Genomic DNA, 20,758 nt, shown 5'->3' with positions numbered 1-20,758 from the left:
TAATAAATTGAACTTATTTCTTTAATATTTTGATTTTAATGGAAAATAAAGTCTAACTTTAACGTTAAACTTTACTTTAAGAAAAGGTTAAACTTAAATTATGGATGTAAATATTGAATTTGCCGAGAGAATGGCAGAAGTCTTGAAAATTTTTAATGGGAATGTTTCAGAACTGGCTCGGCAAGCTGGCATCAAGCCACCATCCGCAAAACGCTGGCTTACTGGTGAATCTGACCCACAAATGTCCAATTTAGTGAAACTGGCACGCGCCGCAGGCGTAAACGTACAATGGCTCGCCACAGGCGAAGGGGCGCAATACCCCAATCAAACACCAGAATCTGTGCAACAAAATGAAGATGTAATAATGCAGGCTGCATTCCAAAACAGCTTACATAAAACGGATGAATTACTTGCTTTATTGCAAGCCAATAAACGTAAGGAACGAGCTTCTGTAAATGGCATCAATGGCTTATGTGATACACGCGGTAATCCTGTGGACATTGATGATTTTGTGTTCATCCCTTACTACAATGTGGAATTATCTGCTGGGCGTGGTTCTTGGGTAGAAAGTGAAGAGCCTACACATTCGTTGGCATTTCGTGCGGATTGGCTACGCCGATTTGTGCGTGCGCCATTGGATAAGTTGTCGGTTGTGAAAGTCAAAGGCGACAGTATGGTCAATGTTTTCAATGATAAAGATACCATTTTGATAGACCATACCCAAGTTGAGCCACATGATGGCTTGTATGCCATTCGTCTTGGAAATGATGTGTTTGTGAAACGTTTGCAGCGTCTGGTAAACAAAGTGGTTATTATCAGCGCGAACCCTGAATATCCACCGTTTGAAATCAATTTAGATGATGAAAATTTTGCGGTGATTGGACGTGTGGTATGGCTGGGGCGACTATTGTAATGAAAATTTAAACGCGGTTTAAGCATGATTTAAAAAGTGCTTAAACCGCGTTTAATTTTACGCATTTTGTGATAGTTTTATGATTGAAATTTGCTCATTTTTTCGCATTTTTGTGAAAAAGCTGCCACGTCTAATTTAACTGAACAAATTGGGCGTAAGCCTTGTGTTTATCAAGGTTTGCACCCAATGACATTGCGAGATTATCCTATGCAAAAACTATCACTACCCCACAGAAAAAATCAGTACAGCAACAGGCTTACCCCTACTTGCCAAAACACAAAACGCAGCCTGAAACATTTATTTTGATTGACAAAACACCTAAAAACAGGTTTAATCACGCGTTTAATTTTTCCCTTAACGATTTAGGAAACCCAACATGAAACGCACTTATCAACCTTCTGTTACCAAACGCAAACGCACTCACGGCTTCTTGGTTCGTTCAAAAACTCGCGGCGGTCGCGCAGTTTTGGCAGCACGCCGTGCCAAAGGTCGTAAACGCTTGGCTGTGTAATTGGATAACCGCTTCGGCAAAGCGTACCGATTGCTGAAAACGGAAGACTTTTCTTCCGTTTTTGCATTCAAAAAACAGCGTTCGCGCTCCTTGATTCAAGTTATGCAATCGGATAATAACGCGTTTGGACATGCACGATTAGGCTTGGTAGTCAGCAAAAAAGCTGCCAAACGTGCCAATCGGCGCAATTTTATGAAACGTGTGATACGCGATTGGTTTCGCTGCAACAAACACCAACTGCCTGCGCGTGATTATGTCGTGCGCGTGCGTGTTGCGTTTGATGCAGATACTGTTGCCGAAGCTCGTCAGCAGTTGGCAGAATTAATGTTGCCACGCAAATAAACTTTTCAGGCAGCCTGAAAGCTCGTTATAGCGTTTTCAGGCTGCCTGAAAGCATGTGGAGGATAGTGAAATATGCTTGGTAAAATCTTGCTTGCGCTGATACGTTTTTATCAACTGGCTATCAGCCCGCTGATTCCACCACGTTGCCGCTATGTGCCAAGCTGTTCGCAATACGCGATAGAAGCCATTCGCAAACACGGTGCGTGCAAAGGCGGTTGTTTGGCTGCCAAAAGATTGTGTCGTTGCCATCCTTGGGGTGGTAGCGGTTACGACCCTGTTCCATGATGTTACGTCTGTTTTCAGGCTGCCTTTGGGGTAAACTGAACATAATCTTGTAACAAATTATATGTAAGGAAATCAATAATAATGGATTTCAAACGAATGCTGACCGCAATGGTCATTTCCATGTTGCTGATGATTGGCTTGCAGGCTTTTTTCCCCAGTCTGTTTCCGCAACCACAAAATGCGCAACAACAAGCTGCACAACAACAAGCCGCACAAGTGGCGGCTGCGCCTTTGGGAACGACTGTGCCCATTACGGTGGATACCGATACCGTTCATGCTGTCATAGATGAAAAATCAGGCGATTTGCGTGGTTTAACACTCAATCAATACGATGCAACCAACGATGTAAGCAAAAAATTTGTCTTGTTTGCTGATGGTAAACCTTTGACTTATATTGCACAATCGCAACTGGTGGATGCTAATGGCAATGATGTGCTGGCAAATACCACGTTTAGCGCAGCACAAAAAGCATACACACTCAATGGCGATAATGTGGAAGTAAAATTGTCCGCGCAAACAAACAATGGTTTGCAAGTGGACAAAGTGTACACTTTCAGCAAAGGCAGCTATTTGGTTAATGTGCGTTTTGATGTAAAAAATACCAGTGAGCAGCCTGTTAAATTGGGTACGGCATACAAAATTGTACGCGATAAATCTGCACCTGAAGGCGAGGGCTGGTTTATGCGCAGTTACAATGGACCTGTGGTTTATACGCCTGATGCCAAAGAATTTCAAAAAGTGGAATATGGCGATTTAGATGACGATTTCGCATCTGGCAAAGATTCGGTGGAGTATCAACGCAAAGCCACAGGTGGTTATGTTGGTATGATTCAACACTATTTTGTGTCATCATGGATTATGCAGCCTGCTAACAGTGAAAATCTGTGTGCCAACAATGCGTGTACGATTGATATTAAACGCCGTGCGGATAATTTGTATCATGCTGGTGTAAATATGGCAGCAGTAGATGTTCCTGCTAATGGCAGCAAAACATTTACCGCCAACCTGTTTGCAGGTCCACAAGTTACCAGTACTTTAAAAACCATTACGCCTGAGTTTGAATTGACCAAAGACTATGGTCGTGTGCATATTTTTGCATCGCCATTGTTTGCTTTGTTGAACTGGTTACATAGCGTGATTGGTAACTGGGGTTGGGCGATTGTATTCTTAACGCTGATTGTCAAAGCCATATTGTATCCATTGAATCAAAAAGCGTATCGCTCTATGGCGAAAATGCGAGCCGTTGCGCCCAAACTGGAAGCCTTGAAGAAAAAATTCCCCAATCCAGAAGACCGCATGGCATTGCAAGCAGGTATGATGCAGTTGTACCGCGACGAAAAAATCAACCCATTGGGCGGTTGTTTGCCAATGTTATTGCAAATGCCGATTTTCATTGGTCTGTACTGGATGATTTTCTTGTCGGTAGAATTGCGCCAAGCACCATGGTTGGGCTGGATTAGCGATTTATCTCGCCCCGACCCATTCTATATTTTACCCTTGATTATGGCAGGAACCATGTGGTTTCAAACCAAATTGAGCCCACCTCCTAGCGACCCTGCTCAAGCGCAAATGATGAAGATTATGCCCTTGATGTTCTCAATCATGTTCTTCTTCTTCCCAGCAGGTTTGGTACTGTATTATGTGGTGAATAACTTGCTGACCATTGTTCAACAATGGCTGGTAAACAAGGAAGCTGATAAAGAAGCCGAGCAAGCAAAAGTCGTGGTTTTGGATAAAGAACCCAAAGAGAAAAAGAAAAAATAAACAATTAGGCAGCCTGAAAATGTTTTCAGGCTGCCTTTTTATGCCAATAATCGTTACAATATCACACTCAAAAGCAGCCTGAAAACCATGATAAAACGATTACAATACCGCCGCAGACTCACAAGCAGCGAACGCAAATTACTGCACCCCATTTATCGCGACAGCATAGATTACGACCGCGTATGGATACACAAAGGAAGATTTATCCCCTTTTTCCAACAGCGGCGTACCGCTATGACCCCATTTGGCACCATTCATATGCCGCCCGATTTATATCATGCAGATTACGCCCAAACCGATGCATCCATGCGCCATTTATTTGTTCACGAAATGGCACACGTTTGGCAATATCAACTCGGTTTACGCCTGTGGCAAGATGGTTTGAAACTAGCAATTAAAGGCGGTTATCGCGCCCAAGCTTGCTACGCCTACACAGGCAGCCTGAAACATTGTACCCATTTCAGTCAATTTAATATGGAACAACAAGCCAATTTAATTGCCGACTGGTTCGTGTTTCGCCACACACAAAAAAATCCGCATATTCAAAATATTATGCAAGATTTTATCCACAATCCAAACAACACACATTTATTGCCCCAACACGCCCGATTTTTTAAATAGGCAGCCTGAAAACCATGTCTGCATCGCCTTCTATTTTGACCAGAATCCGCCGCCGTTTGCGCTATTTATGGCGCGGATTAGCCCTGTCCGTGTTGATTTTATTGGTCGGACAAGCGTGGTGTGCATGGCAAGTGTATCAATACGCGCAACTGCCGACTCAATTACCCACACATGCCGATGCCGCCGTCGTATTAGGTGCAGCCGCGTGGGGTAAAAATCCATCGCCCGTATTTCGCGAACGCATCAATCACGCCCTGATTTTGTATCAAACCGAGCGAGTGGATAAACTGATTTTCACAGGTGGCACACCGAAAAAAGGTTTTCCCACCGAAGCCGAAGTAGCGCGCTGGTTTGCCATCAAACAAGGCGTTCCTGAACGCGACATTATTTTTGAAACGCGTTCCAAAGATACCTATCAAAATCTCGCCAATACCCGACTGATGATGCAAAAACATCATCTGCAAAATGTGATTATTGTAACCGACCCTTATCACATGGCACGCGCGATGACAATGGCACAAGATTTGGGCATTCGCGCCAGCCCATCGCCCACACCCACCAGTCGTTACAATACCGCGACACGCAAAACGCGCTGGCAATTTTTTGTTACAGAAAGCTATTTATTATTTGCTTATCGGATTTTGTATTTTGGTAGAAAAATATTGAAATAATCAAAGGCAGCCTGAAAATGTTTTCAGGCTGCCTTTTGTTTGATTATTTCAATTTGAAACAACTTTATACACAAAATGCACAACTACTAACATTTTTTGCACAATATAGGCAGCCTGAAAACATAATATTTCATCTTGTTTACCACGCATATAAACAATTTAACATATTAGCAGCGTATGATTTGCTTCATTGCTTCTGGCAATATGCTTGATTTTTCAAGGCATTCTAATCATAAATTTAAAACAATGAACAAGGATTTCAACATGAACAAACGCACTCTTTTCGCATCAGCCATCGCTTTATTAACAACCGCAGGTATCGCCGTTGCAGCAGGCAACAATGCCACAACTCAAAATAAAAATATGCCACACCCACACGCTAAAATGCACGGCGCACATGGTCATCAAATGAAATGTGATGGTTTGCCACATGGTTTTGAGCAACTGGGTTTGAGCGATGCACAAAAAGCACAAATCAAAACCATTATGGAGCAAAATCGCCCACAAAAAGTAGATAATCAAGACACACGTCGTGCTGATTTCCAACAAAAAATGGCACAACGTCGCGCCCAAGAGCAACAGTTGATGAGCAACAAAACTTTTAACGAACAAGCCGCGCGTAATATGATTGCTGAACGCCAACAAGAACGCGCAGCAATGGAAAAAAATCACGCAGAACGTGAATTGCAAATGTTGAAACAACGTCATGCTGTATTCCAAGTTCTGACACCTGCGCAACAGCAAAAATTTGTTGAAAATCAAAAACAACAGCAAGAACGTATGGAACAACGTTTTAAACAACGTATGCCACAGCAACAAAAATAATCTGAACAAGATTGATAAATAAAATGCAGCCTGCAAACAATTTTTCAGGCTGCATTTTGTGTTTATAGTGAATTCAATTTAGAACTTGTATTCATAATTTTGGTAGCTTGATTTTGTTGAATTTTTTTGCGAATGCAAGGCGGATTTTTGTGTCAATAGCGAGACTATTGGCATAAAAATCCAACGCAGTAGGTACGGAAAAAGGCAATAAAAGCAAGCTATCAAGGTTGTGAATAGAGGTTCAGTGTTGTCAGCTCCCTTATGTACTCGGTGTACACGGCGGTTGCTGTCGCCTTGTCCTGATTTAAATTGAATCTACTATAATTTTAAAACTATATTTAAGAAAAGTTCGGACAGCCTGAAGCTTTTGTAAAAAACGATTCAGACAGCCTGAAAATTTTATAGGTTAGATACTAATATCCTAAATAAAAACAAATAGTTGTTAAATATGAAAGTGTGTCGGATTTGAAAACTTGCCCTGTAAAAAATTTCAGCTTTGGAAATCATCCAAAATATCAATCGTGCGCGTGTGTTGCCATGCGCTGATAGCAGATGCGTAATCCGCCAACGGCACGCGCACGGTTAAACGGCAATCCAGTTGCAAATCTTGCGTAATAATATTGGCATGATGATTTTTCGCAATCCGCAAAGCATCATTCAAATATGGATAATCACAACGCAAATAAACCGTCTTTTCAATATTTTTTTCAATGATTGGGGCGGATTGCAAAGCCATTTGCGTACTGGTTTTATACGCATGAATCAAGCCCGACACACCCAACAAAGTCCCCCCAAAATAACGCACCACCACCACCAAACAATCCGTCAATTCAAACGAATCAATTTGTCCCAAAATCGGGCGACCTGCGCTGCCTGATGGTTCGCCGTCATCGTTGGCGCGGAATTGGTTGCCGTCCACACCCAAACGGTAGGCGTAGCACCAATGGCGGGCTTTGTGGTGTTCTTGGCGCAGATTTTCTACGATGGTTTTGACTTCGTCCGCCGTCAAAACAGGGTAGGCGTAGGCGATAAAACGGCTGCCTTTGTCTTTAAATTCGGCTTCGCAGGGGGTGGATAAGGTTTGGTAGGTTGTGATGTCAGTCATGTTTCAATTATCAATTATTTTAATAAATAAACTGCTTTTCTCTGTTTTTCCAACAAAGAAATCGCTTTTTTGTCAAAAGAATAAAAAATTTCACCACCCAAAGATGCACCTTCAAATTCCATCACGCCATCGGCAAAATCGCCCCCCGCTTCCAAAACCGCCAAACCTGCTTGTACCGCAGGGCGATTCATCACAACATTGTGCGTATCCATCAAAGCGCGAATGGCTTGCGCAATTTCACTCGGCGCAAACTTCGCTGTGCGTTGCAAAATCCAAATCAATTCACACAAACACGGCAAAGGCACAGAAATCATGCTCGCATTTCGCAATAAATCGCTGGCAATCGGCGATTGTTGCGGGTCGTCCTGTAACAGCGCGCGCACCAACACATTGGTATCAACGGTTATTCGCATTTTTCGCCTGCCCATGCTTGTTCGGTAATGGCGTTCATTTCGTCTAGGCTGATGGGTTGTGCCAATCTACCCGCAAATTTGCCGATAAAGTCATCAATTTTGCCTGTATTTTGTTCGGCTTGAATGTTTAATGTGCCATTGGGTAATTTGTCTATGGTAATGCGTTGCCCTGCTTGAATGCCAAGATGTTGCAATAAATCGCGTTTCAGCGTGATTTGCCCTTTGGAACTGATGGTTAAAACGGTCATTTTATTCCTCTAATTTGCAAGATAAAACAGCGTACACAACAAATATAGATATAGTCGCAGAACTGAAAAAAGCAGTATGGCGTTGCCAACGCCCTTATGTATTGTTTGTACACGGCGGGCGTTGTTGCCTTGTACTGCATTTTCATTTCTACGACTATATTTTTCAGGCTGCCTCAGAGTACGCGACAAAAAATATTTCCGTAGGTCGGGCATTCATGCCCGACATGAATCACGGCGCATTGTGTCGGGCATGAATGCCCGACCTACAAATTATTGTCGTGTACTGAAAGGCTGCCTGAAGATTTTGCTGTGTACTAATTAATTTAAAGACAAAAATCAAAAATAAAGTAAGAAAAATCTTATTTACTATTTTAGCGATAAGAGGGGATTTTTGTCTATGTTAAAATCAAACAGCTAGACCTGTTTTCAGGCTGCCTTTTTTATTTATTTTATTTTTAAGAAACCAATCATGACCCTTTTACACAACCCCCAATCCCACTCTTTCGCGTCCGACAATTATTCAGGCGTGCTGCCTGAAATCATCGCCGCCATCGCCCAAGCCAATGGTGGACACGTTGGCGCATACGGCAACGACCCCTACACCGCCCACTTGCAAACGCTGGTGCAACAACATTTTGGCGAAACCGCCCAAGCCTACCCCGTGTTCAACGGCACGGGCGCAAACGTCTTGGCATTGCAAGCCTGTTTGCCACGCTGGGGCGCGGTGATTTGCGCGGAATCCGCCCACATCAACGTGGACGAAAGCACCGCCCCACAAACCGTTGGCGGATTCAAATTGTGGACGATTCCCACATCAGACGGCAAATTAAGCCCCGAACTCATCGCCACACACGCGCACGGTTTTGGCTTTGAACACCGCGCCCAACCGCTTGCCGTCAGCATCACGCAAAGCACGGAACTCGGCACGGTTTACACGCCAGCCGAAATCCGCGCCATTGCCGATTTTTGCCACGAAAAAGGCATCGCCTTGCACATGGACGGCGCACGTTTGGGGAACGCGGCGGCGGCTTTGGGCGTGGATTTGCGCGACATCACAGCCGATGTGGGCGTGGACATTTTGTCGTTTGGTGGCACAAAAAACGGCTTATTGTTGGGCGAATGCGTGATTGTATTGAACGAAAAAAATGTTTTGCACGCAGACGGCATGAAATATTTACGCAAAATGAATTTGCAACTCGCGTCCAAAATGCGTTTTGTGTCGGCACAATTCATTGCTTTGCTGGAAAACGATTTGTGGCGCAAAGCCGCGCAAAACGCCAACGACATGGCGCAAAAACTTTCAGGCAGCCTGAAAAACATTCAGGGCGTGGAATTGGTTTACCCCACGCAAGCGAATGCCGTGTTTGTGAAATTGCCCGCAGGCGTGGCGGACAAAGTGCGCCAACACACTTATTTTTACGATTGGGACGAGCAAGGCACTGTGCGATTGGTGTGCAGTTTTGATACGCAGGAAAAGCATATTGATGATTTGTTGAATGCGATTGAAATGGCAATTCAGGCTGCCTGAAAACTATTTCCCAGATTGCAATGCCAGCAAAAATTCATCGCTGTCAAAACCGTTGCGCATGATGTGCTGTTTGCCGTGTCGCTGAATCACAATCAATGGCGTACCGTAGCCTTGATGATGTTTGAATTGGGCGGCACATTGTTCATTGTTGTTGATGTCGCAATCGGTAAAGGCAAATTGGTTTTGGTTTAGCCATTGTTTCGCTTGGGTGCAATAGATGCAGTCGGCTGTACCATACAGTGTGATTTCGTGTGCTTTCACGCTTTGTGCCAATGCTTGAACGTCCTCGGTTTTGTAGCTGACTTCTGATGAACAGGCAAACATTGCCAAGCTGATAAACAGCATGATGCTTGATTTTTTCATGGTATGTAGGGGCTTTTACAGTAATGGATTTTGTCATTTTATTGTAAATAAATGTTAAATAGTTTTTTTTTTTGCAAAGAAAAGTAATATGATGACTTCCTGTTTCAGGCAGCCTGAAACTTTTTTAAACCCTAAAATCAAGGAAATCATCATGAAAAAAGCCTTTATCATCATCGCAATCTTATTAGCAGGATTATTAATTCGCAATAATTTGAGTATGAGCCCCGCCAGCGTGGAAAAATATTTACAAGAATTCAGCACAAAATCCATTCAAAATCCTCAAGAAGCCTGTGCAATGTTGGACGATAAAGTCAAGGTCAGCATTAGCCAGAACACGCCCGAAGGCGTTGTGGAAGTGAAAGGCGGTAAAACGGAATTGTGCGGTTTTATGGAGCAAAGCCGTGCGGCAATGGTTATGTTGCAAGGCAATTTGAATTGGCATTATGAAAATGTGCAAGTCAAAAGCCGTTTTCCATGGCAAAGTGCCAAAGTGTCTTATGATGAAATTTCCAGCCTGAGCGCGGCAAAAATCGGCACAATCAAAACCAAAATGAATTATGAATTGCAAGTAAAACGTTCATTATTTGGCGGTTTGGTTGTTACCCGATTAAAAGCAACGGGCGGTGCTGTGCAGTAAATGAGCGAGAATACGGCGCATATTTTGGCTTTTTTTATTGCCATTGCGGTTTGGTTGTGGTTCATTTATTCGCTTGCTTGTGCATTGTGGGCAGCCATGCGTACACAGGTTGCCCACACGCCCATCAAACGATTTGATTTGAAAAAACAACCATTCGGATTTGTCATAACGGTTTTGGTGCAAAGTTTATTTTTGATGTTGTTTTTGAAAACATTGGCAGAAGTGGTCTGGAAAATAGTTGCCAAAATGTGAAAAAATTTGGATTTTCAGGCAGCCTGCAAGGAAAAAATCATGTGTGAAACCCCATTTTCATGGCTTAATTTTATTTTCAAACTATTGGCGGGCATTGCGCTGACGATTGGGTTTTGGGCGATTTTTGGCATGATTGTCGGTTGGATGATGCGCTGGTTTGATGCCAAATATCGCCCACCCAAACCACCTACCGCCGAAGATTTGGCACTTTGGCAACAGCGTGAAAAATGGTTTACCGAATGGTTGGCGGTGCTGTATCGCGACAATCCGACTGCCATACAAACCGTGTTGGCAAATGTCCCCCATGAATTGCAAGATGACGAACATTTGGGTTTGGAACCCGATTATCTTTTGGCGGTATCCAATCGGGCGTTTGATGCAGCGTATTTTACGGTGGTGGAAGATTACAGCAATGCGTGGAATAATCCTGATTATGCCGAATTATTCGCAGAAATGTCGCGGATGTGGCAACGCTTTGGTTTTACGCCCAACTGGTCGGATTACCGCGAAGACGATTTTTTGCGTGAACATGATTATTTTCCGATACAGCCCTGTTTTCGCTGGTTGCAAACGCAATTTTTGGCGCATGGTGTGGCGTTGTTTGTGTGGGATTTGCAGGACGAATGTTGGGGTGTGGCGGTTGTGCCTGTACAAGATAAAGCGGATTTTCAGGCTGCCTGCGAAAAGTGGACTTTGGTGGATTTTTTTGAATAAAGGAAAAAGATGTTTACATGGTTGAAAAATCTTTGGTGCGGTTTCTTTGCGCCCATGCCCGAATTATCCGAATGGTATTTTGTTCAATTTGATGAACAAAATGTTTATGTGAACGCCAATCCACCCAATAAAGAAAGTTGGGCATATCAATTTGAATGGCAAAGTATTCAGCGTGTGTGTTTTGAAGATGGCGGTTTGCGGCAATCGGATTGTTTGTATATTTGGGTACAAAATCAGGAACGTGCTTATATGATACCAACCGAAGCCAGTGGCGGTTCGGAATTGTTTGGGGAATTGAATAAACGTGGCTTTTTTCCCGATGATTTGATGAAACAAGCGGCGAGTTCCACCGATGGTGGATTGTATTGCTATCCTGCATTGGACGATTGATTTTAGCCCCGTAGAGTGCACACCACGCACCAAAATTTTTTGGAAAATCGGTGCGCGGTATCCTCCTATAAAAGAAAGGAGAAAATCAAAATGAATGATTGGAAAATACTTTATTTTCTGCCCTTTATTTTTATTGCTTGTGTCAATTTGCGGATTTTGCTTGCCCAGTTACGCGAAAACAAAAATTCGTCTTTTGCCCCAGTATTGGGCTTGATGTGCTTTTTTCTGGGAACACTGGGATTGGACAAGGATTACAATCCTTGGATTTGGCTGTTGGTTTTGTTGGACATTGGTACGCTTGTTTTGATTTGGTCTTTGCCATTTTTATTGAAAGAATGGTTTATCAATAGCCGATTTTGCCGTTATCGCGTTTACCGAAACAACACGCAGATTTTGACTTTGTATCAATTTAAACAACATCGTACTTTTAATTGGCAATACATCGGCAAAATCAAGCCAGAAAATGTGCCTGCGTTGGCTGGATTTGGGGGCGAGTGGACAATCATTGATGACAAATTGCATTTAAACATCGTTGGTGGCAGCCATATTGCTGTTGCCGATATGGAAAATGATGAACTCGTTTTCGCAGAAATAGACCATGAACATTACGCCAGATTGTGTCATCAGCGATTGAAACAAAAATAGCGGTCACCGCACTGTAAGTTTACACGACACACCCCAGAATTTGAAAATCATCAAACGCTGGGGTGTTTTTTATTTTACAGGCAGCCTGAAATGCCCCGTTATCTTGTGTTTAAACAACAAGTCTTCTTCCTGCGTACCTGCGCCGATATTGTGGATAATCAGCGGCGTGTCGCCGATTTTTTTATCCGACACAATACCGATGTGCGGCAGACGATTACCGTTTAATTCCCAAGTAACAATATCGCCCGCACGAAAATCGCCTTTCTGCTTTACCGCCCAACCTTGCCGCGTGAAAAATGTGATGAGATTTAACACGCGGCGATGGTCAATATTGGGGTCAGGTTTTTTTAATCCCCAATGTTTGGGATAGGCGGAAAAACTTTGCTTCATGTCTTGATGAACTAATTGTTGTAAATCCATTTTTTGTTCGCGCAACGCCCGAATGACCACATCGGTGCATACGCCTTTTTCTATTGGTACATCGCCCATTGGATACGCCAAAGTTGTGTATGCAGGGTCATAATGCATAGTTTTGCCAATTTGATTGCGGGCGGATTGCACAATTTGCGGCGTATTTTTTTCAGGCTGCATGGTTGATGTTTCAGATGCTATTTTGTTTTTAGGCAAATTTGTGGATGTGGTGGCTTGGGTCGTGTTTGGTTCGCTACATGCGGCAAGGATTAAAATCATCAGCAGGGAAGAAAGGGATTGATTCATATTGTAGGACTTTCGCAATAAGTTTTCAGGCTGCCTTTTGTGCTGACTTTTCATCAAATGAGTGCTTGTCAATGTGTTGATTGTATAGTCATTTAAATATGATGCAAAGCCATCATTATAAACAGCAAGCTGCTAATCGGTTCAAGCAAATTAAGTTGTAGAAAATCCCCAAGTATGGCTACTTTGGGATTGTGAATAAGAAATCATTTTCTGTGAAACAAAAATAGGCAGCCTGAAAGGGTTTTGCAAAAGTTTCAGGCTGCCTATTTATAGGCGCTAATCAGGTTTTATTGATTTTTTTGCGTTGTTTTCAATGGACGTAAAGTACGCATCACAAAAATAATTGCGCCGCCAATAAATGCCAGCAAGCCAAGAATTTCTGCGGCAGTTCCCCAGTTTTCTAACGCAATCGCCAATGGTGCATCTGAACCACCCGAAGTAACCGATGCGGCAATGATAAACGCCATCATCACGCCAACTAAACTTTCGCCCACAATCAAACCTGCCGAGAACAGGGTTCCACGACGTTCTACTGTGGCTTCCATTGCTTTCGCTTCTTGTTCAGCCAACTGACGCGCTTGACGTTTGGTTTTATTAGCCATCCAATAAGCTACGATTGCACCAATCACAATCGGCATATTTACTGCAGGTGGTAGGTAAATACCCATACCAACCGCCAATGCGGGTAGGGCAAAACGATTGTTGCTGGATTTTTTCAGTATGGCATCTGCAATAATAATCGCAATACCCAAACCAATGCCAAAGAAAATATATGTCCATTCCAAATTACCCGAGAAAATACCTTTGGCAATGGTGGTCATCAATGTGGCTTGTGGAGCAGATAGGGCTTGTGCAGCATCCATACCTTCGCGTGGCATGGCGCCTGTGAAACCATAGGCGTTGTAGAGCATTTCCAAAGTAGGCGCAATCACTGCGGCGCCCACCACACAACCAATTAATAACGCTACTTGTTGGCGCCAAGGTGTCGCTTTAACCAGATAGCCTGTTTTCAAATCTTGCAAGTTATCGTTGGAAATGGTGGCAACTGCCAACACGATAGAAGCGGTATAAATGGTTAAGGCGGTTAAAAATTGTTCGCCGTTTGGCATATCAAAAATGCCACTTGCTTTACCAATGGTCATCAATACCAATGAAATGGTTACTACCGAAATAATACCAATCCCCGAAATTGGGCTGGAAGATGAACCCACTAAACCTGCCATGTAACCACAGGCTGCGGCAACGAAAAAGCCAATCGCCACCGCCAATAATGTGCAAACCAAAACCAAAGTAATCGTCAAACCCATAGGCAGTGATACGGCTTGTACAAAATAAAACACAATGGCTAATATCACTAAAATGATTGCCAATGTGATTTGAATCATGGATTTGGGCGACATATCACGGTCAACGCGTTCCAGTTGCGCAGCGGCTTGTGGATTTTTCAACGCAATTAAGGATTGGCGCATACCTTCCATCATGGGTTTGGATAAGCTAATCAACGTCCAAATGGCGGCAATACCAATTGTTCCGACACCAATAAAACGTGCTTTGGTGCGCCACACATCTAGCGCGTAGCCTACCATGTCCGCATCAGCAGGCATTGGTGCGGCAGCGGTAAAATAGGGTACGGCAATGAACCATGTAAACACGATACCAACCAAAATAGCCATACCGCCAACAATGCCGACCAAATAGCCTGCACCCAATAATGCCAAAGAAAAACCCATAGGAATTTGGAAAATGGCATTACCGCCTTTAAACCAATAACTTGCGCTATCAGCGACCACGCGCAAACCATTGGTTGCAAAGCTCAATACACCAGCCACCACACTACCAGCCAAAATTTCTTTTGCACCTGAATCAGCAACCGCGCCTTCATCACGTTTTTCATCATCGTGATTACCTGCTTTCAAAATTTCAGCGGCTGCAACACCTTCAGGATAGGGTAGTGGACTATTTACCACCATCACATAGCGCAATGGAATGGTAAAGATGACCCCCAAAATACCACCTGTCGCACAAATCAACATGGTCTGCCAAAATGGAAAGCCGTTCCAATAACCCATCATCAACAGCCCTGGCAACACAAAAATTACGGCAGAAAGCGTACCTGCTGCCGATGCTTGTGTTTGCACCATATTGTTTTCCAAAATATTTGAACCAGGGAAGAATTTGAGAATCGCCATAGAAATCACGGCGGCAGGAATGGAAGAAGCGAAAGTTAAACCAACTTTTAACCCTAAATAAACATTTGATGCGGTAAAAATTACCGTAATCAATGCGCCTAAAATGGTACCGCGTAAGGTTAATTCGCGGTAATGCGCATAGGAATCTTGCATTTGAGACATGATTTTTTCCTTTTTAAAAAATGAAAATTACATCATAACAAAAAATCATGCAGCATTACCAATTTTAACGTTTTCAGGCAGCCTGAAAGCACCATTTGATTCAATTGTGTCAATAATACAGTATTTTCATGCTGATATTAACCAAAATAATTGTATAAAAGTAGAATAAATTAAATATTTAAGCAATTTAATTGCGCCTTTGGCGCGATTCTCTAAATCCCTTGTTGGGGCTTTTATTCGCTGTAAACCCATTATTTGCAATGCAAAATCAAAATGTTCAGGCTGCATACCTTGGGCAAATGCGTGAAAAATACGGCGATCAAAATCAATACGCAAATGCAAATATGCAATCCATGCACTGATGATGGCACTCAAAACAAACCATACACCGTTTGCTTGCCAAAAAGTAAAAGCGGCGAATAAAACATTAAAGGGGAGCAAGATTTTGGCAGATGTCAATAAAGCGGATACTGTTTGTGATAAAGTCATTTTCAGGCTGCCTATTTGGTTTTGCAGGAAATTTATGCTTTTGTATTTTATAGTGGATTCACTAAACCAGTACAGCGTTGCCAGCTCCCTTATGTACTATGTGTACACGGCGGTCGCTGTCGCCTTGTCCTGATTTAGTGAATCCACTATATTTCTATTTGAAACGACTATATTTTAAATAACGATGTAACAAAAAGCAGCCTGAAAACCAAATTTATTTTCAGGCTGCCTTCATACAAAAAAATGATTACAATGGTTTTAATGGTATTTCACCCGATGCGATTGAATTGGTCGCTTCTTCCACCACGCCTTCTTCATCATCAAATACCGATGCACCTTTAAAATCGTCCAATGCTTCTACTTCAATTTCTGTACCTTCTGGCAAGATTTCATCCTTCACAGGTGGACGAATGGAAGCAGTTGCACCTTTCGGTTGTGTTAAATCTGCACCACCGCTATTCCAAGCGATTGAAACAAAATCACCTTTCGGTCTGGTATTTTTATTGGTACACGTCAAACAAACAGGTTTTGCTGCACGCGCTTTCACGATTTGGTCAATTTGTGCCGTGCGAATCGTGCGATTATTGGCTTTTGCCCATGCTGCAATACTTTGTTTTAACACATTAACACGTAAATTTTTCTTGCTGTAAGGGTCTCTGAATGCGGCTAACCACAAATGACCCGCATCATCTTGATTCAATGCTGCCAATTCATAGCTTACCGTTGCATCTGCACCCGTAGAAATTCTTCTCGCAAATTCCAACGCATCAGGCGATTTCATGCGCACGCAACCATGGCTTACAATTCCTGGTACACTCGCAGGATTACTTGTGCCATGAATGCCCAAACCCAATTTGGGATTACCCAAACGCACAAAAACTGGGCCGAGCGGATTTTTGGGGCCAGGTGGCACGGTTTTCACGCCATCGCCGCGTTCTTTTTGAATAGACAAGGGAATATGCCAAGTTGGATTAAACGCTTTCGCACCGATTTTGTGGTCGCCCAAATTGGTTTGTGTTGTTGCTTTACCTACACCAACAGGATAAACCTTTTTCAGGCTGCCATTTTCATACAAAAACAAACGTTGTTGCGGAATATTGATGACAACATGCTGACCATCCGCAACAGGTGCAACATCGGGAACAGGAGTCGTTTGAGCGGCAAAAGCTGTACTTGCTAGCGCGAAAGTAAACGCGCCAAAAAGAATAGATTTCATGTAATTTCAAATAGGTAAAAAAAGATGAGTGAGCATAATACCGTAAAAACGTGAAAAATATGAGAAAATAGTCAATATTTATCTGTATTCAAAAATACATTGTTGTAACAAAACAACCTTTCAGGCAGCCTGAAACTTATTTTGGCACCCAATACAAATCATTATCATGCAAACCACCATTCAATCATTGGATTACGAAGGACGTGGCGTAACACGCATTGACGGCAAAACCATCTTTGTTCACAACGCTTTACCACGCGAAATCGTCCGCATTCAAATCAAGCAAGACAAAGGCACATTTGCTGAAGCCGACACCACCGCCATTATCCAACCGTCCGAATACCGTCGCGAACCAGCTTGCCCATATTATGGCGAATGCGGCGGCTGTGCTTTACAACACCTTGAATTTTCAGCGCAAGTCGCCATGAAACAACGCGTTTTTGAAGAGCAACTGCAACGCATCGGCAAAGTTTTTCCCGAACAAATTTTGCCGCCGATTTATGGTGCAGCATGGCATTATCGCAGCCGCACAAGATTGTCTATTTTTATTGATAAACAAGATGTTGTGCAAATCGGCTATCAAGCCAAACGCAGCAAACGCATTGTACCGATTTCGCAATGCGCCATCTTGCCTGCACACGTTTCAGGCAGCCTGAAAACCATTCGCGCAGGTTTGCAAAATATCCATGCCACCGCACCCAAAATTCGTTTGCAAAGCGTGGAAATTTCTGTTGGCGAGCAAGTTTCTGTTTTAAATATTATTTCTGATAAAAAATTGCCTGAAAATGTCTTGATAGAATTTTCAGGCTGCCTGAATAAAATTACAGCAAACCAATCCGCTGCACCGATTTGGCAAATTTGGCTGCAAATTGGCACACGCGCTGCCGAACCGATTGCGCCGAAAACCGCGCCCAAACTCAATTACAGGCTGCCTGAATTTGCGCTGAATATGCCGTTTCGCGCGGGCGATTTTACGCAAATCAATTTGCCGATGAATGAAGTGATGGTTTCACGCGCCATACGCTTATTGCAGCCACAAGGACATGAAAGAATTGCCGATTTATTTTGCGGCTTGGGTAATTTCACGTTGCCGATTGCGCGAAGTGGCGCAAAAGTGGTCGGCATTGAAGGTGCGGATTTTCTCACGCGCCGTGCGATGCAAAACGCACAAGCCAACGGTTTGACCAATATTCAATTTTCCACCGCTGATTTATTCGCTACTACACCGCAAATTGTTGAACAATTAGGTTATTTTGACAAAATATTGCTTGACCCACCACGCGCTGGCGCATATGCCTTGGTACAGGCTTTGCACGTGCCCTATTTGCCCAAACGGATTGTATATGTGTCGTGCAATCCTGCCACGTTTGCGCGTGATGCGGCGGTATTGGTAGGTAAAGGTTATCGTTTTAGCGCGGCTGGTGTGATGAATTTATTTCCGCATACGGCGCATGTGGAAGCGATGGCGGTGTTTGATTTGGCATAATGAAAAGGCAGCCTGAAAACTTTTTCAGGCTGCCTTTTGTGTACATAATTCTACGCTATCCACCCAATGATATGCACAGTCAAAATCGCAAAAATCGCCGCAATAATGTCATCCAGCATCACACCGAAACCGCCACTTACGCGCTGGTCAAACCATTTAATTGGAGGTGGTTTCACAGCATCAAAAAAACGAAATGCGGCAAATGCGATTGCCCACCAACCCAAACCTTGCGGCACACAAGCATAAACCAACATCATGGCGACAATTTCGTCCCACACAATACCGCCATAATCGTGTACACCCAAAGCGCGTTCGGTTTCATTGCAAATCCAAATGCCGATAATAAACAATATGATACACAATAATGCCAGTCCAAATTTACTCATGCCGCAGCCGAGTAATAGTCCTGCCAAAAATACCGCAGGCAATGTGCCAACTGTACCAGGTGCTTTGGGGGCAAGTCCTGTGCCAAAGCCAAATCCCAAAAAACACACGGGACGCGCTATCAGCCATGACCATGTGGGTTGAAATGTAGGTTTTTGTTTTGCCATTGTTTTCCTTTCTTTATGCACAATAGGCAGCCTGAAAAATAGTTTCAGGCTGCCTATTTTAATCTTGCATCACCCATTGTCCATTTATTTTGGTAATTTTGACTGGATGCTCATCGGTAACGTTATCCAACGATACAAATTCTACGGTGCATGTAAATATACTTCTCTCCCAAACTTTGCCACCTGTGCGACGACATTTTTTGGTTACTTCTAATTTGTAATTTTGGTATTCGCCACGTTTTTTAATGGCTGATTTCACTACTGACTCGGAGGGAGGGAAAGGGGCAACATCATGAGTAGAAACGTAGTAATACAGCCCATAAGCAACTGCCGCTGTAATAATTGTTCCTTTGCCAATACCAAGCATAAGTTATCCTTTATTTTTAAAATGCAATTAATTTAGAATAATTAACATTATCTTAACATAAAGGCAGCCTGAAACATAATTTAATTTATATGTTTTTTTCAGGCTGCATAGGACATGAAACCAATTATTCTGCTTTAAACACATCGGTATTGGTTTGCGAAACAGGGGGTTCAGGCTGTGTTTGTGCTTGGGTTGCTGCCTCTGCTTCTGCCTGAATGCGTTTTTTCTCATTCAAATATTGATTGATTTGCTGCACCAAATCTTGCGTACCCGCGTGGGTCAATGCGCTGATTTTGAACAAGCGTGGCGTTTCCATATCAAATTGGAAACGGTCATCGGGCGCAGGATAATCCCAGCCGATTGCTTGCAGAAATTCGGTTTCGCGCTGTTTGGCGGTTTCATCGTCCAGCATATCCAATTTGTTCAACACCAGCCAACGCGGTTTGTCGTACAAATCTTCATCGTATTTGCGCAATTCGTGGATAATCGCCAAGGCTTCGCCAGCCGTGTCCACGCCTTCATCAAACGGTGCCAAATCCACAACGTGCAACAGCAAACCTGTGCGCGACAAATGTTTCAGAAAACGATGCCCCAAACCTGCGCCTTCTGCCGCGCCTTCAATCAAACCTGGAATGTCTGCCATAACGAAACTGTTGTTTTCGTCCATACGCACCACGCCCAAATTGGGGTGCAAAGTGGTGAACGGATAATCCGCCACTTTCGGGCGAGCGGCAGACACGGCGCGAATCAGCGTGGATTTGCCCGCATTCGGCATACCCAACAAACCCACGTCCGCCAATACTTTCAGTTCCAGTTGCAAAGTACGCGCTTCGCCGTCTTCGCCATTGGTAAATTGTTTCGGGGCGCGATTGACCGATGATTTAAAATGAATGTTGCCCAAACCGCCTTTGCCGCCACGCGCCACGCACACGCGCTGTCCGTGATGCGTCAAATCCGCCAAAATTTCATCGGTGTCCACATCGCGGATTAAGGTGCCGACTGGCATACGCAATTCAATGTCGTCTGCGCCTGCGCCGTAGCGGTCGCTGCCGTGTCCTTTTTCGCCATTTTTGGCTTGGTATTTTTTGACAAATCGGTATTCCACCAGCGTGTTGATATTTTCATCGGCGACGGCAAATACGCTGCCGCCACGTCCGCCATCGCCACCGTCAGGGCCTCCGCGCGGTACGAATTTTTCGCGGCGGAAACTAGCTGCACCGTTGCCGCCTTTGCCGCCGACTACTTCAATTTTGGCTTCGTCTATGAATTTCATGTTTTTTTGTGTCTTTCTGTGTTTTCAGGCAGCCTGAAAAACGAAATTTCAGGCTGCCTGAAAGAATATTGCTGACTTTAA

Annotated in this window: 26 protein-coding genes; 15 read left to right on the top strand and 11 right to left on the bottom strand. The window is 43.6% G+C overall.

Annotated features, from left to right (window positions below):
• Positions 1-100: 100 nt before the first annotated feature.
• The 8 genes from MIS45_RS10980 (at position 101) to MIS45_RS10945 (ending at position 5,932) form a co-directional block, all read left to right on the top strand.
• Complete coding sequence (locus MIS45_RS10980) at positions 101-913, top strand: XRE family transcriptional regulator (protein WP_249450547.1); 813 nt, start codon at positions 101-103, stop codon at positions 911-913.
• 376 nt (positions 914-1,289) lie between these two features.
• The gene (rpmH, locus tag MIS45_RS10975; protein WP_002214728.1) at positions 1,290-1,424 is read left to right on the top strand and encodes a 50S ribosomal protein L34; all 135 of its coding nucleotides are present in this window, start codon (positions 1,290-1,292) and stop codon (positions 1,422-1,424) included.
• Positions 1,425-1,766, top strand: coding sequence for a ribonuclease P protein component (gene rnpA / locus MIS45_RS10970; protein ID WP_249444166.1), 342 nt, complete (start codon positions 1,425-1,427; stop codon positions 1,764-1,766).
• 72 nt (positions 1,767-1,838) lie between these two features.
• Positions 1,839-2,051 carry a membrane protein insertion efficiency factor YidD gene (gene yidD, locus MIS45_RS10965; RefSeq protein ID WP_249442666.1) on the top strand — a complete coding sequence of 71 codons (213 nt, stop codon included), beginning with the start codon at positions 1,839-1,841 and terminating at the stop codon, positions 2,049-2,051.
• A gap of 81 nt (positions 2,052-2,132) precedes the next feature.
• Positions 2,133-3,815: a membrane protein insertase YidC gene (gene yidC, locus MIS45_RS10960; protein ID WP_249450546.1), complete on the top strand. Its 1,683-nt coding sequence runs from the start codon at positions 2,133-2,135 to the stop codon at positions 3,813-3,815.
• A gap of 87 nt (positions 3,816-3,902) precedes the next feature.
• Positions 3,903-4,436, top strand: a complete 534-nt coding sequence (locus MIS45_RS10955) for a type IV secretion protein Rhs (RefSeq protein WP_249450545.1) — start codon at positions 3,903-3,905, stop codon at positions 4,434-4,436.
• A 14-nt stretch (positions 4,437-4,450) separates the two neighbouring features.
• On the top strand, positions 4,451-5,107 hold the full coding sequence (locus MIS45_RS10950; protein WP_249450544.1) for a YdcF family protein: 657 nt from the start codon (positions 4,451-4,453) through the stop codon (positions 5,105-5,107).
• 264 nt (positions 5,108-5,371) lie between these two features.
• Positions 5,372-5,932 (top strand): Spy/CpxP family protein refolding chaperone, encoded by a 561-nt coding sequence (locus MIS45_RS10945; protein ID WP_249450543.1) that lies wholly within the window; start codon positions 5,372-5,374, stop codon positions 5,930-5,932.
• Between the two features lie 490 nt (positions 5,933-6,422).
• Here MIS45_RS10945 and MIS45_RS10940 read toward each other — a convergent pair whose 3' ends face one another.
• Genes MIS45_RS10940 through MIS45_RS10930 form a run of 3 tightly spaced genes read right to left on the bottom strand, consistent with a single transcriptional unit; the run spans position 6,423 to position 7,698 of the window.
• Positions 6,423-7,037, bottom strand: coding sequence for an IMPACT family protein (locus tag MIS45_RS10940; protein ID WP_249450542.1), 615 nt, complete (start codon positions 7,035-7,037; stop codon positions 6,423-6,425).
• A gap of 14 nt (positions 7,038-7,051) precedes the next feature.
• Positions 7,052-7,450 carry a type II toxin-antitoxin system VapC family toxin gene (locus MIS45_RS10935; protein WP_249450541.1) on the bottom strand — a complete coding sequence of 133 codons (399 nt, stop codon included), beginning with the start codon at positions 7,448-7,450 and terminating at the stop codon, positions 7,052-7,054.
• Entirely contained in the window at positions 7,441-7,698 is a 258-nt protein-coding gene (locus MIS45_RS10930; RefSeq protein ID WP_249446926.1) for an AbrB/MazE/SpoVT family DNA-binding domain-containing protein, read from the bottom strand. Before MIS45_RS10930 ends, MIS45_RS10935 begins: the two co-directional genes overlap by 10 nt.
• Positions 7,699-8,167: 469 nt before the next feature.
• On the opposite strand from MIS45_RS10930, the gene MIS45_RS10925 reads away from it, so the two are divergent.
• Positions 8,168-9,226, top strand: a complete 1,059-nt coding sequence (locus tag MIS45_RS10925; RefSeq protein ID WP_249450540.1) for a threonine aldolase family protein — start codon at positions 8,168-8,170, stop codon at positions 9,224-9,226.
• A 3-nt stretch (positions 9,227-9,229) separates the two neighbouring features.
• Here MIS45_RS10925 and MIS45_RS10920 read toward each other — a convergent pair whose 3' ends face one another.
• A complete protein-coding gene (locus MIS45_RS10920) occupies positions 9,230-9,589 on the bottom strand; it encodes a glutaredoxin family protein (protein ID WP_249448689.1) in 360 nt (119 codons plus the stop codon).
• Positions 9,590-9,677: 88 nt separating this feature from the next.
• Here MIS45_RS10920 and MIS45_RS10915 point away from each other — a divergent pair, with 88 nt between their 5' ends.
• The 5 genes from MIS45_RS10915 to MIS45_RS10895 all read left to right on the top strand — a co-directional run bounded on the left by MIS45_RS10915 (position 9,678) and on the right by MIS45_RS10895 (position 12,227).
• A complete protein-coding gene (locus MIS45_RS10915; protein WP_249450539.1) occupies positions 9,678-10,226 on the top strand; it encodes a hypothetical protein in 549 nt (182 codons plus the stop codon).
• Positions 10,227-10,478: a hypothetical protein gene (locus MIS45_RS10910; RefSeq protein WP_249450538.1), complete on the top strand. Its 252-nt coding sequence runs from the start codon at positions 10,227-10,229 to the stop codon at positions 10,476-10,478. It abuts the gene before it with no gap.
• A gap of 39 nt (positions 10,479-10,517) precedes the next feature.
• The gene (locus MIS45_RS10905) at positions 10,518-11,192 is read left to right on the top strand and encodes a hypothetical protein (protein ID WP_249450537.1); all 675 of its coding nucleotides are present in this window, start codon (positions 10,518-10,520) and stop codon (positions 11,190-11,192) included.
• 9 nt (positions 11,193-11,201) lie between these two features.
• On the top strand, positions 11,202-11,582 hold the full coding sequence (locus MIS45_RS10900) for a hypothetical protein (RefSeq protein WP_249442653.1): 381 nt from the start codon (positions 11,202-11,204) through the stop codon (positions 11,580-11,582).
• A 90-nt stretch (positions 11,583-11,672) separates the two neighbouring features.
• A complete protein-coding gene (locus MIS45_RS10895) occupies positions 11,673-12,227 on the top strand; it encodes a hypothetical protein (protein ID WP_249450536.1) in 555 nt (184 codons plus the stop codon).
• Between the two features lie 69 nt (positions 12,228-12,296).
• Here the strand turns inward: MIS45_RS10895 and MIS45_RS10890 are convergent, their stop codons facing one another.
• From MIS45_RS10890 to MIS45_RS10875, 4 genes are all read right to left on the bottom strand, one after another.
• Positions 12,297-12,818 (bottom strand): DUF1287 domain-containing protein, encoded by a 522-nt coding sequence (locus MIS45_RS10890; protein ID WP_249451387.1) that lies wholly within the window; start codon positions 12,816-12,818, stop codon positions 12,297-12,299.
• Positions 12,819-13,231: 413 nt separating this feature from the next.
• On the bottom strand, positions 13,232-15,295 hold the full coding sequence (locus tag MIS45_RS10885) for an OPT family oligopeptide transporter (protein WP_249450535.1): 2,064 nt from the start codon (positions 15,293-15,295) through the stop codon (positions 13,232-13,234).
• 126 nt (positions 15,296-15,421) lie between these two features.
• On the bottom strand, positions 15,422-15,784 hold the full coding sequence (locus MIS45_RS10880) for a hypothetical protein (protein ID WP_249450534.1): 363 nt from the start codon (positions 15,782-15,784) through the stop codon (positions 15,422-15,424).
• Positions 15,785-16,031: 247 nt separating this feature from the next.
• Positions 16,032-17,000 (bottom strand): L,D-transpeptidase, encoded by a 969-nt coding sequence (locus MIS45_RS10875; RefSeq protein ID WP_249445968.1) that lies wholly within the window; start codon positions 16,998-17,000, stop codon positions 16,032-16,034.
• 166 nt (positions 17,001-17,166) lie between these two features.
• Between MIS45_RS10875 and rlmD the strand changes: the two genes are divergently transcribed.
• Positions 17,167-18,486 carry a 23S rRNA (uracil(1939)-C(5))-methyltransferase RlmD gene (rlmD, locus tag MIS45_RS10870; protein WP_249450533.1) on the top strand — a complete coding sequence of 440 codons (1,320 nt, stop codon included), beginning with the start codon at positions 17,167-17,169 and terminating at the stop codon, positions 18,484-18,486.
• A gap of 50 nt (positions 18,487-18,536) precedes the next feature.
• Here the strand turns inward: rlmD and MIS45_RS10865 are convergent, their stop codons facing one another.
• The 3 genes from MIS45_RS10865 to obgE all read right to left on the bottom strand — a co-directional run bounded on the left by MIS45_RS10865 (position 18,537) and on the right by obgE (position 20,677).
• Positions 18,537-19,037: a phosphatidylglycerophosphatase A family protein gene (locus MIS45_RS10865; RefSeq protein WP_249445966.1), complete on the bottom strand. Its 501-nt coding sequence runs from the start codon at positions 19,035-19,037 to the stop codon at positions 18,537-18,539.
• A gap of 58 nt (positions 19,038-19,095) precedes the next feature.
• On the bottom strand, positions 19,096-19,404 hold the full coding sequence (locus MIS45_RS10860; RefSeq protein ID WP_249442644.1) for a hypothetical protein: 309 nt from the start codon (positions 19,402-19,404) through the stop codon (positions 19,096-19,098).
• Positions 19,405-19,528: 124 nt separating this feature from the next.
• A complete protein-coding gene (gene obgE, locus MIS45_RS10855; protein WP_249450532.1) occupies positions 19,529-20,677 on the bottom strand; it encodes a GTPase ObgE in 1,149 nt (382 codons plus the stop codon).
• Positions 20,678-20,758 lie beyond the last annotated feature (81 nt).

Source organism: Wielerella bovis (assembly GCF_022354465.1).
Lineage (GTDB): Bacteria > Pseudomonadota > Gammaproteobacteria > Burkholderiales > Neisseriaceae > Wielerella > Wielerella bovis.
This window is presented reverse-complemented; position numbering and strand designations above follow the sequence as displayed.

What these genes read in the sequence shown, in the direction of transcription:
- MIS45_RS10980 (WP_249450547.1), top strand. Translation starts at nt 101, where the DNA reads ATGGATGTAAATATTGAATTTGCCGAGAGAATGGCAGAAGTCTTGAAA.
- rpmH (WP_002214728.1), top strand. Translation starts at nt 1,290, where the DNA reads ATGAAACGCACTTATCAACCTTCTGTTACCAAACGCAAACGCACTCAC.
- yidD (WP_249442666.1), top strand. Translation starts at nt 1,839, where the DNA reads ATGCTTGGTAAAATCTTGCTTGCGCTGATACGTTTTTATCAACTGGCT.
- yidC (WP_249450546.1), top strand. Translation starts at nt 2,133, where the DNA reads ATGGATTTCAAACGAATGCTGACCGCAATGGTCATTTCCATGTTGCTG.
- MIS45_RS10955 (WP_249450545.1), top strand. Translation starts at nt 3,903, where the DNA reads ATGATAAAACGATTACAATACCGCCGCAGACTCACAAGCAGCGAACGC.
- MIS45_RS10950 (WP_249450544.1), top strand. Translation starts at nt 4,451, where the DNA reads ATGTCTGCATCGCCTTCTATTTTGACCAGAATCCGCCGCCGTTTGCGC.
- MIS45_RS10945 (WP_249450543.1), top strand. Translation starts at nt 5,372, where the DNA reads ATGAACAAACGCACTCTTTTCGCATCAGCCATCGCTTTATTAACAACC.
- MIS45_RS10940 (WP_249450542.1), bottom strand. Translation starts at nt 7,037, where the DNA reads ATGACTGACATCACAACCTACCAAACCTTATCCACCCCCTGCGAAGCC.
- MIS45_RS10935 (WP_249450541.1), bottom strand. Translation starts at nt 7,450, where the DNA reads ATGCGAATAACCGTTGATACCAATGTGTTGGTGCGCGCGCTGTTACAG.
- MIS45_RS10930 (WP_249446926.1), bottom strand. Translation starts at nt 7,698, where the DNA reads ATGACCGTTTTAACCATCAGTTCCAAAGGGCAAATCACGCTGAAACGC.
- MIS45_RS10925 (WP_249450540.1), top strand. Translation starts at nt 8,168, where the DNA reads ATGACCCTTTTACACAACCCCCAATCCCACTCTTTCGCGTCCGACAAT.
- MIS45_RS10920 (WP_249448689.1), bottom strand. Translation starts at nt 9,589, where the DNA reads ATGAAAAAATCAAGCATCATGCTGTTTATCAGCTTGGCAATGTTTGCC.
- MIS45_RS10915 (WP_249450539.1), top strand. Translation starts at nt 9,678, where the DNA reads ATGATGACTTCCTGTTTCAGGCAGCCTGAAACTTTTTTAAACCCTAAA.
- MIS45_RS10910 (WP_249450538.1), top strand. Translation starts at nt 10,227, where the DNA reads ATGAGCGAGAATACGGCGCATATTTTGGCTTTTTTTATTGCCATTGCG.
- MIS45_RS10905 (WP_249450537.1), top strand. Translation starts at nt 10,518, where the DNA reads ATGTGTGAAACCCCATTTTCATGGCTTAATTTTATTTTCAAACTATTG.
- MIS45_RS10900 (WP_249442653.1), top strand. Translation starts at nt 11,202, where the DNA reads ATGTTTACATGGTTGAAAAATCTTTGGTGCGGTTTCTTTGCGCCCATG.
- MIS45_RS10895 (WP_249450536.1), top strand. Translation starts at nt 11,673, where the DNA reads ATGAATGATTGGAAAATACTTTATTTTCTGCCCTTTATTTTTATTGCT.
- MIS45_RS10890 (WP_249451387.1), bottom strand. Translation starts at nt 12,818, where the DNA reads ATGCAGCCTGAAAAAAATACGCCGCAAATTGTGCAATCCGCCCGCAAT.
- MIS45_RS10885 (WP_249450535.1), bottom strand. Translation starts at nt 15,295, where the DNA reads ATGTCTCAAATGCAAGATTCCTATGCGCATTACCGCGAATTAACCTTA.
- MIS45_RS10880 (WP_249450534.1), bottom strand. Translation starts at nt 15,784, where the DNA reads ATGACTTTATCACAAACAGTATCCGCTTTATTGACATCTGCCAAAATC.
- MIS45_RS10875 (WP_249445968.1), bottom strand. Translation starts at nt 17,000, where the DNA reads ATGAAATCTATTCTTTTTGGCGCGTTTACTTTCGCGCTAGCAAGTACA.
- rlmD (WP_249450533.1), top strand. Translation starts at nt 17,167, where the DNA reads ATGCAAACCACCATTCAATCATTGGATTACGAAGGACGTGGCGTAACA.
- MIS45_RS10865 (WP_249445966.1), bottom strand. Translation starts at nt 19,037, where the DNA reads ATGGCAAAACAAAAACCTACATTTCAACCCACATGGTCATGGCTGATA.
- MIS45_RS10860 (WP_249442644.1), bottom strand. Translation starts at nt 19,404, where the DNA reads ATGCTTGGTATTGGCAAAGGAACAATTATTACAGCGGCAGTTGCTTAT.
- obgE (WP_249450532.1), bottom strand. Translation starts at nt 20,677, where the DNA reads ATGAAATTCATAGACGAAGCCAAAATTGAAGTAGTCGGCGGCAAAGGC.